Origin of the sequence: Sphingobacterium sp. InxBP1 (genome assembly GCF_026191775.1) — a bacterium.
Taxonomy (GTDB): Bacteria; Bacteroidota; Bacteroidia; order Sphingobacteriales; family Sphingobacteriaceae; genus Sphingobacterium; species Sphingobacterium thalpophilum.
Genome location: NZ_JAINDX010000049.1, coordinates 474,826 through 490,429, shown reverse-complemented (window position 1 = coordinate 490,429; position 15,604 = coordinate 474,826). Strand labels below are relative to the sequence as shown.

At 46.7% G+C, this 15,604-nt stretch carries 10 protein-coding genes; 4 read left to right on the top strand and 6 right to left on the bottom strand.

The window, feature by feature from the left end; genetic code table 11:
- Positions 1-18: 18 nt before the first annotated feature.
- The 3 genes from K7A41_RS22055 to K7A41_RS22045 form a co-directional block, all read right to left on the bottom strand.
- Positions 19-1,512 carry a tetratricopeptide repeat protein gene (locus K7A41_RS22055; RefSeq protein WP_265715593.1) on the bottom strand — a complete coding sequence of 498 codons (1,494 nt, stop codon included), beginning with the start codon at positions 1,510-1,512 and terminating at the stop codon, positions 19-21.
- 200 nt (positions 1,513-1,712) lie between these two features.
- Positions 1,713-3,218, bottom strand: a complete 1,506-nt coding sequence (locus K7A41_RS22050; protein ID WP_265715592.1) for a helix-turn-helix transcriptional regulator — start codon at positions 3,216-3,218, stop codon at positions 1,713-1,715.
- A gap of 193 nt (positions 3,219-3,411) precedes the next feature.
- Positions 3,412-3,606, bottom strand: a complete 195-nt coding sequence (locus tag K7A41_RS22045) for a hypothetical protein (RefSeq protein WP_265715591.1) — start codon at positions 3,604-3,606, stop codon at positions 3,412-3,414.
- 435 nt (positions 3,607-4,041) lie between these two features.
- On the opposite strand from K7A41_RS22045, the gene K7A41_RS22040 reads away from it, so the two are divergent.
- Positions 4,042-4,938 carry a cyclase family protein gene (locus K7A41_RS22040; RefSeq protein WP_265715590.1) on the top strand — a complete coding sequence of 299 codons (897 nt, stop codon included), beginning with the start codon at positions 4,042-4,044 and terminating at the stop codon, positions 4,936-4,938.
- 155 nt (positions 4,939-5,093) lie between these two features.
- Here K7A41_RS22040 and K7A41_RS22035 read toward each other — a convergent pair whose 3' ends face one another.
- From K7A41_RS22035 to K7A41_RS22025, 3 genes are read right to left on the bottom strand one after another with little or no spacing between them, the layout of a single operon-like run.
- A complete protein-coding gene (locus tag K7A41_RS22035) occupies positions 5,094-6,332 on the bottom strand; it encodes an MFS transporter (RefSeq protein ID WP_265715589.1) in 1,239 nt (412 codons plus the stop codon).
- Between the two features lie 2 nt (positions 6,333-6,334).
- Complete coding sequence (locus tag K7A41_RS22030) at positions 6,335-7,954, bottom strand: xylulokinase (RefSeq protein ID WP_265715588.1); 1,620 nt, start codon at positions 7,952-7,954, stop codon at positions 6,335-6,337.
- A gap of 32 nt (positions 7,955-7,986) precedes the next feature.
- On the bottom strand, positions 7,987-9,855 hold the full coding sequence (locus tag K7A41_RS22025; RefSeq protein ID WP_265715586.1) for a sialate O-acetylesterase: 1,869 nt from the start codon (positions 9,853-9,855) through the stop codon (positions 7,987-7,989).
- A 572-nt stretch (positions 9,856-10,427) separates the two neighbouring features.
- On the opposite strand from K7A41_RS22025, the gene K7A41_RS22020 reads away from it, so the two are divergent.
- The 3 genes from K7A41_RS22020 (at position 10,428) to K7A41_RS22010 (ending at position 15,599) form a co-directional block, all read left to right on the top strand.
- Entirely contained in the window at positions 10,428-10,574 is a 147-nt protein-coding gene (locus K7A41_RS22020) for a hypothetical protein (RefSeq protein WP_265715585.1), read from the top strand.
- A 71-nt stretch (positions 10,575-10,645) separates the two neighbouring features.
- Positions 10,646-13,825: a SusC/RagA family TonB-linked outer membrane protein gene (locus tag K7A41_RS22015; RefSeq protein ID WP_265715584.1), complete on the top strand. Its 3,180-nt coding sequence runs from the start codon at positions 10,646-10,648 to the stop codon at positions 13,823-13,825.
- A gap of 10 nt (positions 13,826-13,835) precedes the next feature.
- A complete protein-coding gene (locus K7A41_RS22010) occupies positions 13,836-15,599 on the top strand; it encodes a RagB/SusD family nutrient uptake outer membrane protein (protein WP_265715583.1) in 1,764 nt (587 codons plus the stop codon).
- Positions 15,600-15,604 lie beyond the last annotated feature (5 nt).

The window sequence follows — 15,604 nt, the reverse complement described above, 5'->3', positions numbered from 1 at the left end:
CCGCCTGCCCTTTACAGATCATGCGCTAGCTTCGCCGGATGCCGTGGTGGCTCTCTGCGTCAGCTCCTGCATCCAGTTATTGAAATCTGCATCCGAGGGGATTACCAATTTCTTGCGTAGTCTATTTTTCCGCACCTGTACCGCCCTGACGGTCACGAAGGTATATTCGGCGATATTTTTGGTCGTAAAATTTAGAAAAGCCATGGCGCAGAACTCCAGTTCGGTACTTCTGATACTTGGATCCAAAGTTTTCAGGGCCTGTATAAACTCGGGATAAAGTTCAGTAAATAAAGCCAGGAACTGCGGATTATTGCTTTTGGCCAGCTCGAGCAGGGTGGCGAATTTGTTTTCCCCGATCTGTTCGCTCAGCTCCCTGTTGATCGTTTCCGTTTCCTGCAGGGCCTCTTCCTTTTGGCCCAGCAACTTGCGGTTGTGTCTGACACGCCAGACAAAAAATGAGATCGCCACGACAAGCGATACCAGTGCAATGATTGAAATGGTAAGTGATTTAGTAACTTTCGTGGCAGATTCCTGATCTTTTAATTTCAGGATCTGGTTGAGCACCATATCCACGACCTGCCTATTTTCATTTTCCAGCGAATCATTGAGGCGGCTAAAAGCCAGTTCATATTCATTCGCTTTACCTTTATCCAACTTATTGGTGCGGTAAAAATCCGCTAACTGCCTGTAAGAATTCTTCATCCCATTTCTGCTGCCCATTTCCCGTTTACTTGCCAGGCTCTTTTCGTAAAAGGTTGCAGCTTTTTCTAAATTTCCTTTCTTTTCTTCCAAGTTACCCAACAAACTATACGTATTCAGAACAACTGGGATGTTATATTTCTTAACGAGGGCTAAGGACTTATCGAGATATTGTTGTGCCTGCTCAAAATCACCCCGCTTAATATACAACCGGCCCAGGTTATCATACACCACCAAATAGCGGAAGACTTCCTTCTTTTCGTCATCCCCCCGCAACAGGTCCAGCTGAAGGCGGTTATATTTCTCTACGGAATCAAGCTGTCCGATCTGATCAAAAACAGTACTAAGATTTTCATAGGTAAACTGATAGGATTTTTTTTGCTTTTCGCCTGTCAGATTCCTGATCAGTCCTAGTTGCAAGCGAAACTCCCGAATTGCCTGCTGATACAACTTGAGCTCACCGTAGGCTCTACCCCGCACCCGGTGTACTTCGGATTGCGCGAGAATATTTTCCCTGTAATATCTGGTGGTTTCAGTACGTTCAAGATGTTTCAGTCCCTCCTTAAACAGGCCCACATGCACCAGGCCTTCTGCAATCCAGGAATGCGCTTTTGCTTTACCAGCGTCATAGTTAGCTTCCTCGGACAAATTAAGGGCTTTAATGGCCGTCTCAATATATGGTAACAGCTGGCCAGCATTAAATAGTTCTCTGGTTTTATTCAAAAGTGAGTCCACCTCATGCTGCCTGCTGTCCACTGCGGAAGCCTTGATCGCAAATAAGAATAGAATAAAAAATAGAAATTGCTTTTTCATCGATTTCGTTAGGCTAATCCCGTCGGGTTGTTTTTATCAGAATATCCCAGCCGGTTATCTCAGCTTCAAAAATAGCGATTTTTCTGTCTAGTGCATGCAGTTTTACTATTTTAAACCCTTATAAAAAATATCAGCTGGACGGCAACAGGAGCAGGCTTTAAGGATTGGCTTTGCAGAGCAGCCGAGTGACCATTAAGCGCCTAGCTTTCACTGGACGATGGGCTATTTTTCTGCGCCAGCTCCTGCATCCAGTTATTGAAATCCGCATCCGAAGGGATTCCCAGTTTCTTTCGCAGTCTATTTTTCCGCACCTGTACTGCCCTGACGGTCACAAAGGTATATTCGGCAATATTTTTGGCCGTAAAATTCAGAAAAGCCATGGCGCAAAACTCCAGTTCTGTACTTCTGATACTTGGATCCAAAGTTTTCAGGGCCTGTATAAACTCGGGATACAGTTCAGTAAATAAAGCCAGGAACTCCGGATTATTGCTTTTTGCCAGCTCGAGCAGAGTAGCGAATTTATTTTCTCCGATCTGCTCGCTCAGTTCCCTGTTGATCGTTTCCGTTTCCTGCAGGGCCTCTTCCTTTTGGCCCAGCAGCTTGCGGTTGCGTCTGACACGCCATACAAAAAAGATGGTAACCGCCACCAATAGAGCAAAAATAACGATTGAAATATTTACGGAACTTGTGATCTTTTTCGCAGATACCTTTTCGTTGGCTTTCACCAATTGGATCATCACACTGTCGATTACCGCCTTATCTTGCTTTTCCAGAGAATCTCTAAGCCAGGCATGTTCGAGCTCATACTCACGGGCTTGCTCGTCCCCAAGCTTGTAGTATCGATAAAAATAGGCTAAATATTTATATTTTCTACTCACCGCCCCCCAAGCTCCGACTTCCCTCATATTCGCTAAGCTCCTTTGATTCCACATTACGGATTTTTTAATGTTTCCTTTCTCCTGCTCCAAACTCGACAAATAGGTCATGGTATTAAAGAATATCGGAACTTTATATCGCTCAATCAAATCCAGCGATTTGTTAAGGTAGTATTCTGCTTTTACAAGATCAGCTTTTTTGATATAAAAACTACCGAGATGATCGTAAAGACCCACGTACATTAATACATTTTCTTTTTCATCCAGATCCCGAAGTCCTTCCAATTCTAGCTGCAGATACTTTTGCACAGAATCTAATTTTCCTAGCCTATCGTACACAGTACTTAAATTCCCAAAGGCGTACATATACGACTTCTTTTGGTTTTCCCCCTTTAGCTTGGCCGTACAGGCCAACTGCAAACGATATTCCGCTATTGCCTGCTGATATAATTCGAGCCCTTGGTATCCCCTGCCTTTCTCCCGGTGCGTCTCGGATTGCATTTCTATATCATCGTCATGGTATTTTGTATTTTCGAGACCTTCGATATGTTTGAACCCTTCCTTAAACAGCCCTAAGCTAAATAGTGCATCTGCCGCCCAATAATGTGCTCGTGCCTTGCCTTCATCATAGTTATAAGTATCGGATAGATCAAGCGCTTTCAGTGCAGATTCCAGCTGTGCCGATATTTTGACCGTGCGCTGGAGTTCCCTAGTTTTGTCCAGGATGGTATCTATCTCTTTCTTCTTACTATCCCAGGCGATTGTCTTAATCGCAAAAAACAACAGGAGTAGAAGCAGGAATGAGATGGCGATAAGAAGTTTTTTTTTCATCTAAGGGATTTTTTTATTGAACACGTTCACTACTACGATTGACGGCCGTTTTCTAAGAGAGAAAGATTCGGCGGACTAAAATTAGGAATATTTCATAGCACAGACAAAAAAAAAGATAGCTATCAGTCGCCACTGATAACTATCCCATTTACTATTATTTATCCAAATAATCTGCAATTACATCAGACTGTCGTTATTTGCTTCTCATACACCGTATACCGACCTGGTTGTTTTGGTGTATTGGCATCACGTAGACGTCAGAAGCAGTTAAAATAACGGCAGGTTTGGCAGTCTCCTGAACAGTGCCGTCAGTCCAATAAACCCCGACAGCATCCGTCGGAATAGGAGTACTGGTATTTCCTGATCCCCTTCTTACGACCACTGACATGTTATCCGGCAAAAACATATAGTGTCCAGATTGTCGTAGGCAGTGTCGATGTACACAATTAGGGATATCCAACGTTAATGGTAGCACAAAGATGCTTTTTTATCAAAACCACACAAAAAAACAGGGTATCACATTGCTATCACACTTATCCACACCATACCATAATCTACTTATTTCAACTATTTAAACCGTAAACGAATCATTAAACACGATTACAGACCTTAAAAAGAAAACATACTATTATTAACTAATGAATTAAATCCCGCATGTTTCTGAAGGAGAGGCTGCCCTTAAGTAGATAAACATGGCTTCTGTGGATCTTTGGCGTGCTCGGTACCTAAAATATGGGTAACCGGCAGCGATTGCTTACAGGAAGTACAAAATAACGTATATTAGAGCAGGAGAAATACACGCTTAAAATTGGAACACCAAAACATGGACAAACGCGTAAAATTTGATTTTGAAATATCCTTTACTAATGGTGGATGCATCAAGGGGGAAGACTTTAGGCTCGACATCGCAGGCGACAGTATCTCGGATAAAGAACTTGCAGACTATATTGTTGCCGATATGAGGCTTCTGATGGTGGGGCAGACCAAAATTACGAACAAAGTGATCTTTACGGAACCCCACAAACGCAAGCCGATCAACCTATCCCCAACCCGCGATCTATTTGTCGATCTCAGTCATACCATCGAGGATGGACTGGTGACCTACAAAGGTCTCCCCGCACCAATCATCTGTGATTACCTGAGCAGGGAAAACTCCAGGCAATTTTATGCGGAGGGAACCGAGTTTCAAATCGGTAAAATCGAGATGGTCTCTAACACTGGAACGTATATTGACTGTTCTTTTCACCGTTTCGAGGACGGCAAAGACCTTTCCGAAATCGGACTCGAGTGTTTTGCAGACCTAGAAGCGACTGTGATACGTATCCCCTATTCGAGCAGCCTTGAAATTACACGGGAGCATTTGATCAACCACGAGATCCGAAACAAAGCCGTATTAATCCATACCGGCTGGGATCAATTCTGGAATAGCGAGCAGTATTATGAGAATCATCCGTATCTGACAGAGGATGCAGCGCTATTTCTGAAAGAGTGCGCTGTCAAATTGGTCGGCATCGATTCGCATAACATCGACAGCACCTCGGGCAAGACGCGACCTGTCCATACGACGCTTTTAGGTGCCGGGATTCTGATTGTGGAACATCTCTGCAACCTGTACCTTTTGCCAGAAGATGGATTTACCTTTAGCGCTGTGCCGCCCAAGTTTAAGGGGGTGGGAACATTCCCCGTGCGCGCGATGGCGAAAATACCACAACCTGATTGAACCGTGTTCACCGCAGATAGCGTAAAAAAAGGCTGAGCCCATTACCTGACCCAGCCTTAAAAACTACCCATTACCTATGTTTTAACTAACCTATGATTACAATCAATTAAAAAACAATTTTTAAGCAAAATAGTTTTGACTTTTTCAGACAAAAATCAAAACACTTTCTCCACCCTCCGATCCGGTAAAAAAACAGCAACCACCCCTATGAGTGGTAAGAATGCACATATACGATAGACAAGGTCTATACCAGAACTGTCGGCGATTTTTCCCAATACAGCTGATCCAATCCCTGCCATTCCGAAAGAGAGTCCAAAAAAGAGTCCCGACACCATTCCCACGTTTCCGGGTAAAAGCTCCTGTGCATACACCACGATTGCTGAAAAGGCCGACGCTATAATTAAACCAATGATGACAGTTAATATGACCGTGCAGATTAAATTTGAATGGGGTAAAACTAACGTAAAGGGCGATGCCCCGAATATTGAAAATAAAATAACATTCTTTCGGCCTATCCGGTCGGCCAAGACTCCTCCAATCATCGTACCGACGGCTAGCGCCAATAAGTAAACGAACAGATAAACCTGAGATTCCCTCACTGAAAGCGCAAATTTATCCATCAGGTAAAATGTGTAGTAGCTCGACAGGCTTGCCGAATAAAAATACTTTGAGAAGATCAATAGCAACAAAATAGCCAGGGGAACAACAATCCTCTTTCCCCGGCTCTCTACCATTTCAGTATACTGCGATCCATTTTTGTCCTCCGTAGGCGCCGTTCTGCTCTTTGGTTTGTACCAAGATGCTATTCGGTACAATATCCCCATTGCCAGCAATGCTACCGGCAACAGCCACAGTACATTTTTTTTACCATATGGAGCGATCAACACCGCAGCAAGTATAGGGCCCATTGCCGTTCCGACATTACCGCCGAGCTGAAAAAGAGACTGGGCAAACCCGCGTTTTGCTCCTGATGCCACATACGCAATTCTCGATGCTACTGGATGAAAAATAGCGGATCCTGCACCGACTGTCACCACAGCCATAAGTAACCAGCCATAACTGCTGGCCAAAGCCAACGTGACTAAGCCCAGGAGACTAAACAGCATACTCACCGGAAATAGATATGGATAAGGTTTCCTATCGGTGATAAATCCGATCAGCGGCTGCATGATCGAGGAAGATAGCTGGAAGACAAAGACAATCAGCCCGATCTGAGAAAAATTCAGTTGAAATGATTCTTTGACGACCGGATGGATCGCTGGTATGAGCGATTGAATGGTATCGTTAAACAAGTGGCAGCAACTCAACATAAAGAGAATGGGATAGGCTGTCCCGTTCCCCTGGTTGAAGAGACTTATCTTTCGGTCCAGTGCATCCTTTTTCAAACTTGTCATGTTTAGCCGTCAGAAAGGTTATCTTCCATGAAATATTCGCCAGCCGTGCGCTCAATGGCTAAACCCTGCTTATACCGGTTCATAAAAACAGTGAAACCTTCTACATCTCTGGGCTCCGGAGCAATAATCTGTTCTTCTAACCGTACAAAAACGCGGTCAGACAAGTAGCTAGATAATGTTTCCGCATCCTTTCTGTTGACCATAAAGGATGCCAGAACTGCCATCCCCCAAGCGCCCGCCTCTCCGGCCGTAGCCATCACCGAAACGGGTGTATCGAGTGCCGCCGCGCATATTTTTTGCGCGGGAAGACGGGTTTTGAACAGACCGCCATGTGCTTTAATCTGTTCGATCCGGATGTGCTCTCCATTTGTTAAAATATCCATTCCCAAGCGGAGTGCAGCAAAAGCAGAAAATAGATGTGTGCGCATAAAGTTGGATAAATTAAAGCGGCTTTCAGGGCACCGGACAAAAAGCGGCCGGCCGACATCGACACCGGTGATACTTTCTGCGGAATAATAGCCGTAGCTCAACAATGCTCCTCCGTCGGGTTCTGCATCCATAGCTTTGTTAAATAGCGTTTCATAAATCCTATCCATGTCCGGCGCGAGTCCCATCGCCTGATAAAACTCACGGAATAAATTTACCCATGCGTTGATATCGCCGGAGCAGTTATTGGCAAGGATGATACCGACCGGCTTCCCATCTGGGGTTGCCATGATATCAATCTCAGGATATATCTTAAACAGTTCTTTTTCCAGTACAAACTGGGCAAAAATGGATGTACCTACAGAGATATTCCCCGCGCGTATATTCACGCTATTTGTAGCCACAGTCCCGGTACCACCATCTCCTTCCGGAGGACACATCGGAATACCCGCCTCCAGCGTGCCAGAAGGATCCAATAACTGGGCTCCTTCGACACTAAGGTGCCCCGCAGATTCACCTGCAACGCGAATAGTAGGCAAGATATCGATCAGGTTCCAGGAATATTCCCTTTGGGCAATCAGGTTATCAAAAACCGCTAACTTATTCTCATCAAACTTTCTTTTAGTCAGGTCAACAGGAAACATACCGGAAGCATCACCAATTCCCAAGTACCTTTCTCCGGTGAGGCGCCAGTGGATATAGCCAGCCAGTGTCGTTACATAATCTATCTGAGCAACATGCTCCTCCCGGTTCAGAACGGCCTGAAACAGATGAGCTATGCTCCACCTCTGCGGGATTTTAAACTGGAAGCGCTCAGTCAGCTGCGCTGCCGCGGCTGCTGTGGTCATATTCCTCCAGGTGCGGAACGGCACCAGCAGTTTTCCGGTTTTGTCGACAGCAATATAGCCCTGCATCATCGCCGAACAGCCTATGGCCGCCACCCGTGTTAATAACACACCGTAGCGATTTTTGACTTCCATAGCCAATCTCGCATACGCTTTTTGAAGTCCGTTAACTATCTCGTCCTGGCTATATGTCCAATACCCAGCTATCAGCTGATTTTCCCAATCATATAGGCCTGACGCTAGCTGTTCACATGTATCATTAACCAATACAGCTTTAATTCTCGTCGAACCCAATTCTATGCCAAGATAAGTTCTGCCCTGAATTATCGCCGCCTTCATGTTATTATCCATATTTTGTAAAACAAATTTCCACGGTTAAAAAATCACCAGCTGTCGGTCCGGAACGGAGAGGCCAGCAGCTGTTGCCTGTTGATCAGATTAGCATCCTCCGGATTATCACTCCAGGCATAGCGTACCGCCACGGGGTGGGCTATATCCCTATGACTGACCACGACGGTATTGCCCTTAACAACAGCGTCCGCCCAGACAAACTGGCGGTCCTGCCCAGCGATGGCAAAGTGTCTCAATGGCTGCCCGTCCCTGCTTGCCAGTCCAGTGCCGACCTCCTTAAAAAAGAGCACGATCCTGCTGTCCTTGATTTCCATACGCTCATAGACGGGTCCTGAGCTTACCAGCTTTTCACCGTACACCAGTTTGCGGGCAGCCAGCAGCAACCGTGCAGCAAGGTCTTTTTTATTCAGAGGATGAATATCGTTCCACTCGCCAATATCATAGTTGACCGTCAACGCTGTATAGGGAACGTCACGGGATACCTTAAACTGCGCTTCCCGTACACCCGCCCATCCCGATGCAGACGGACGCTCCTGTTTGCGCATATAATTAGGTAGCTGCACCAGCAAAAAAGGCAGCTGCGGGCGCTCCAACGTCAGGCGCCAGTCTTTGATCAGCAGACGCAGATACTGTTCGTAGGTCTGCGGACTGCCCGTATTGGCCTCCCCCTGGTACCAGATCACGCCGCTCACGGCCACATCTTTTATCGGATAGATCATGCCGTTATAGAGCTTTGATCCCACTTCATTTACATTTTGAAGTCGCGGCAGATAGCTTTTGGCAAGATCGGGATCCATGCCTACCTGATATTTCCAGGGTCCAGCCAGATTGATCTCCTGGTCATTCACCAGCAGCTTATAAGCCTTGCCTTCCACAAATCCCCCATTACCTGTAGTAGACCGCAGGCGTACCGTCACGGTATTGTGCCCAGCGCGCAGGATACCTGCCCGTACGGGGTACTTGCGGGGCGGATACATATAGCCGGTGGCACCCACAAAGTGGCCATTGACAAATACCGAATCACTGTCGATCAGGGTCCCCAGGTACAACATGCCATACCGCCCCGCCAGCTCGCCCGGCAATTCAAATGATTTTCTAAAATAGACCACTCCCTTGTTATGCAGTTGCTGGTCCCGCCACCATCCCGGCACGGTAAAGGTAGGCCAGCTTCTGTCGTTCCAGTCTGGCTTTATCCAGTCCCGGATACCGCGGTCCTGCTGCGCCAGATGCATGCTGTCCAGTGCGGGGCGGTCGAGCAGCAGCCGCGGAAATTCTTTTAGCTGATCCTGGCTGATCCAGCTTTCTATATTCGAGCCGCCGAGGCTCGACACGAGCATGCCCACGGGTACACCGGTATGAGCATAGCTCTGCTGTGCATAGAAATAGGCCAATGCCGTCCAGTTCATCACTTCTGAGGCTACAGCGGAGTACCAGCGACCGCCGGTTATTTCGCTGCGGCGGTCCAGTGCACTCTGTGTCGGCACCTTAAAATAACGGATCATATGGTTATTGGATTCATTGATCTCCGGAAAGCGTTCTACCAGCCTTTCTATCGGTGTCTCCATATTGGACTGCCCCGAGCAAAGCCATACATCGCCGATCAGGACATCTCGGATAGCGATCTCATTCACCTGCAGCAGATAGGGACCTCCGGCTTTCTGTGCCGGTAGCCTGATGGCCCAGTTACCTGCCGCATCCGCCTCAGTCAGGTAGCTTTGGCCACGAAAACGTACGGTTATTTTTTCACCGCTGTCGGCCCAGCCCCAGATTTTCAGTTCGGTATCACGCTGCAGCACCATACGATCTGCTATCAGCGCAGGCAGCCGCACCGCTGCGGACGACAATCCAGCATACAGCAGACCAAAGGTCAGCACAAGAAAATAATGTAATCTTCTTTTCATTTTCATAAAGTAACTCATGTTTACTAAATCAGGGACTAAGCATACTTAACCAACGAATCGTTTAAAGCGGACATTGTCCTCCTCAGAGAGACCGTCCCGGAGGATAGAGAATGGTTAAAATTGCCCTGTCCATATGCATGTTTATAATGTAGTCGCCCGTCGCCCTGCCGTAAATTAGACGGCGTTCAAAGGGCTCAGAACCCAAGTTAGCTAATCTGACAACATATAGATTTGGCCCTTAGGCTGAAATAAATAAATTAATATAATTTCATATGAATCAGACAACTATTGAAACAATTTGAAATTGATTTGCAACTACAGTTCCAGGTGTCCGTAACAAAATTAAGAGTAACACGACAGTGCTTCTTACAGCACAAAAAGGAAACTTTTCATTCTGTATAACAAGACGTTAAACAAGATGTAACAAAAAATAATCATAATGTAACAGCAAAATTTCCGGCGGAAATACCTTATCACGACCTTTGATTCCAATAGCCGGCTATTGCCAGATCGACTGCGTGCGCAAGCATTCGGTCTTATAACCAATTTATAAATTCTATACAGTTCAAATTATGAAAAACACCCTATCAGGATTAAGCAATCCTATCCACGAATCAATACCTTACGATGTGCTGATCACGCGGGCGGCCTTCCGACAGTTTACAAGTCAGTACTCGTTGACCTGTCTTTTATGCGCGGCAGCGTCTCATGCCCTATAAACAGAACAATAAATAAACGCCGATTATAATACTTGGTAAAAATCGGCTCAATACGTTAACCTATATCAACTATGAGAATTCAACTAGTCATCATTCTCTTTCTCTCCAATTGTATATACGCATTTGGACAAACCACACAGGTCGACGGCTCCGTTAAGAACATAACGGGAGAACCGCTCGTCGGCGTTACTGTGGGAATAGACAATTCCAGCACGGTAACCAAGACAAATAAAGATGGATTTTATACGATCAAAGTGCCCAAAAATGCAAACCTGAGCTTTTCGAGCGTAGGATATATAACGGTCACTGTAGCGACTTCCAATCGGAAAACCATAGACATCATCCTACAGGAAGACACCAAAAAGATCGAAGAAGTGGTTGTGAACGTCGGTTATGGCACGATGAAAAAAAGCGACCTGACCGGAGCAGTATCCTCCATCACCTCTGAAAGTATTCAGCAATCTGTCCCGACGACTATAGACCAGGTCTTTCAGGGGCGTATTGCCGGCCTACAGATGGCCTCCAATTCGGGACTGCCGGGTGGAGGTAGTTCCATTCAGATCCGCGGTATAAACTCCATCAACGCCACCAACGAACCTATTTATGTGGTCGATGGAGTCATTATGAGCGGACAGACCGGCAACAACGATGTCAATGCCCTCGCCGGCATCAATCCCAATGACATCGAAAGCATTGAGGTGCTTAAAGATGCTTCCGCATCAGCAATCTATGGAGCCCAAGGGGCAAATGGAGTCATTATCATCACGATGAAAAAAGGCAAAAACGCTCGGCCGATCATTAATTTCAACACCAAATATGGTTTAGAAGAGCTCCCTAAACAGATAAAAATGATGAACCTGCGGGAGTATGCCGTACACCACAACGCCTTTTCGGATGTGCTGGGCTACGGGCACAGAGCAGACTTCGCACATCCCGAATATCTGGGCGAAGGTACAAACTGGCAGGACGAGCTCTACCGGGTGGGTGCTCTACAGACCTATGATGTAGCTGTGAGAGGCGGAAACAAGGTTTCCAACTATGCGGTCTCCGCCGGTTACCTAAATCAAAACGGTATGATCTATGGATCTGGATTTAAACGGTTTACCTTGCGGTTAAACCAGGAGACCGAACTGCGTCCCTGGTTAAAAATGGGGGCGGTGATCAATGGAAATTACACCAAGCAGGCCACGGCAGTCTCATCATGGAGCGTGGTCGGGAGCTCCCTCCTGCAGACACCGTCCATTCCCGTCCGCAATGCGGATGGCTCATTTGGAGGACCTTCATCCGAATACGATGCCAACAATCTCGGTTTTTCAAATCCCCTGGCGATTGCACAGCTCAACCAGCGTAACCGCGCACAGTTTGGAGGAAGAGGTAATTTTTATCTGGAATTTAAACCCACTTCCTGGATGAACTTCAGATCGGAAGTCACCGGCGAAGGGAACACAAATAACTATCAGCAGTTTTTACCGGCTTATGCCTTTGGAGCATCCATCAAATCCAACGCCGAAACCAGACATGAAAAATCCTTCAACACCTTCTGGTCGCTTAAAAACCTTCTGAATTTCAACAAAGATTTTGGTAAAAAACACAAAACCACACTCATGCTCGGTCATGAACTAATCGCGACCCGATATGAATTTTTAATGGGTGAACGACAATATGGATCCAGCGAGCTTCCCGGGCTTGATGCCGGGGATGCGGAGTACGATTCGAATGCAGGTAATTCCAGTGAGACCAAACGGGTCTCGTTTCTGGCACGGGGTACCTATAATTACGATGACCGTTACCTGTTTACTGCAACATTCCGGCGCGACGGATCGCACAACTTCGCAAGAGGCCATCGATGGGGAAATTTCCCTTCCGCAGCTCTTGCATGGCGGGTATCCCAGGAACGATTTTTCTCACCTTTGAAAAATGCCATAGACGATCTGAAATTTAGAGTCAGCTACGGTGCCGTAGGTAATGCCAACGTGGACGCTTTTGCTTATCAGGCTATCCTGTCCAATGCCCTGACCAATAACTGGGGTGTGGCTTATTCGACCTCCAATATTCCCAACGAGAATATCACCTGGGAGACGACCAGGTCATGGAACATCGGTTTTGACCTCAGTTTCTTGAAACGGCGTGTCGAATTGGTTTTTGATGCCTACCATAAGGTTACCGATGATCTCCTGCTCCGCCTGTCACTGCCTTCATTCACAGGTACACGTGGCAATACACCCGGCTCGGCGGCTCCCCCTTATTATAATATCGGCGCCATTGAAAATAAAGGAATTGAATTTTCCCTCAATACGCATAACATCAAAAAACCGGATTTTAACTGGCGGAGCGGGCTTGTGTTTACACTCAACCGGAATAAGGTGACCCGGATGAATACCAGCACCGCGACCATTCAGCAGATTGACTACTCCAATGGGACCAATATCATTACGCAGACCATGCAGGGCCAGCCTATCTCGCAGTTCTATGGCTACAAACAGATCGGCCGCATCAACAGCGCTGCCGATTACCTGAAAGATAACGGCGACGGAACCAGCACCGTCATCACAGCAACTTTTAAAAATAGAATTGGCGACGTCGTCAATAACGATGGCCTCGCGACATCCACCTATGTCGGTGATCTATTATACGCAGACCTCAATAATGACGGCATCATCAACGACGCCGACATGACATTGATCGGCAGTCCGCTACCCAAATTTACCTTTGGTCTGAACAATACGTTCAACTATAAAAACTTTGATCTCACGGTCTTCCTGAACGGCTCTTTCGGCCATAAGATCTTTAATATTTTCAGGACCAGACTGGATAATCCCAGGACGTTCAGCAATGTCCGTAAAGAAGTGGCCAATTACGCAAAAATCGGATATTACGACGGTGATGCAACCAACACCAACGTGTGGAATGCTTATGTACTGCCCGGATCAGATCCTGAACTGGGCCGCATATCGGTCAGAGATGCACAAAACAGTATCTTCAGTGACCGCTTTGTAGAAGATGGCAGCTTCCTGAGAGTACAGAATATCGCGCTGGGATACCGTTTTCCGACAAAATTTCTGTCCCGATATAATATCAGCAATATTCGCGTGTATTCGAATTTACAGAATGTCTTCATCTTCAGTAAATATAAGGGCTACACGCCTGAAGTAGGTTCCAGTTCGGGACAAAGTATGCTCCGTTACGGTGTTGACGGCGGTTTTGTCCCCTCACCACGTACTTACACCTTAGGTTTAGATATTACTTTTTAACGATCCGATCATGAAAAAAACATTCTATTATATCCCTTTGATCTGCGCGATGTTTGGTCTTTCCAGCTGTGAAAAATACCTTACCGTGACCTCCGATACACAGAAGGAGGCGACACAATCATTTAAAAATATTGCAGACCTGCGTGGTGCGACAGCATTTCTTTACTGTCGTCCCTGGTACACGACCAACACGGCTGTACGCGAAATCACTGAAGCAAGGGCCGGAAATTTATACGTCGACGGCGTCACAGGCGAACTGATCACCACGGCGCTGTTCGCTGAGGTGGCCAATTACAATAATATCGCCAACTCATGGGCATCACTGTATCTTGTCATCACACAGGCCGATTACATCATCAATGACTATGTAAAAATAGCCATCGGCAACGGAGTGGATGAAACCGAGGCTAAGGCATGTGAAGCTGAAGCGCGTTTTATGCGTGCCACAGCATACTGGTACCTGGCGAATCTCTGGCATGACGTACCCATTATTGACGACCCAAGAAACCATACCTTAAATCCGCTTACGCCCCCACATCGCTTTGAAGACGTCGTGCAATACGCCATCAACGATCTTATTTTTGCAACGGAAAATCTGAAGGACACAGATACAAAAGGGCGTGTTACCAAAGATAGTGCCCGCGGGATGCTGGCACGGCTTTATCTGATGGCGGCAAATTACGCGATGGGCGATCGCTTCTCTGCCGAATATATCAGCAGGAACAACGCCGGTAGCAACAGCGCGTTGGCAGACAGCTATTTCACGCAGGTGAAGAAACTTTGTCAGCAGATCGTCGAGGGAGGCTATTACTCCATGTTACCTGACTTCGAACAACTATGGCGCACTCAAAACAACAATAACGCCGAATGTCTGTTTGGCATACAGTTCATTCCGGGCATCACCGAATGGGGATATACCAGCCCCCTGAATGATCTGGCGTACAACCGCGAACTTACCGGCAATTTAAATGGTGGTGGAACGATCTTCGTATCCTACGATATGCTGAAATCGTTTGTTGATGATGGCGCACTGGCACGGATGCGGGGAAGTGTGGCGGTACCGGGACAAAATTACAATTATATCGGCACGCATTTAAGTGCGGGCAGCTGGACTGTGCCCAGTGGAAAGACCAAGGTGAATCTAAAAAAATTCGTCGTTGGCAGCAGCAAAGATACCGATGGCGCAGCTGTTCAGGGCAATACCGGACTCGTGTCACCGATGTTGCGGATGTCGGAAATCTATCTCATGTATGCCGAGGCTGCGATGGGAAAACAACAGCAGACCGCAGATGCGGTCGCCCTGGCTTACTTTAATAAAGTAAGGGAAAGGGCGTTCAGCAAAAACCTCCAGAACTACGTGCCGGCAACTGTCATCACCCGTAACCAGCTTTTTATAGAGAGGAGACTAGAGTTTTTCTACGAGACCCTCTACTGGACTGATCTCAAAAGACGTTCATTTTATGATATGGATTGGGTGCTTAACTTCCTGAATAATAAACTAAAAGATAGCGACGCGGAGACACCATTCACCAATTATGCTTCCTGGGCCTACACTTATGATCCGCTGCTTTATCCTGCAGGTAAAGGCTGGACCAACTCGCCCCGCGCACAGAGCGGTTACAAACCACAGGCCGTGGTACACAATGTGCCGGCAGGGTCCTATGTACACGCCGTGGGAGCATCATCCAATATCTGGTGTCTCCCCTACCCATCTGCGGATGTCACTACTGACCCTGAACTGACCTCAGCTCCGATAAATTATGACTTTAAATAATCTGA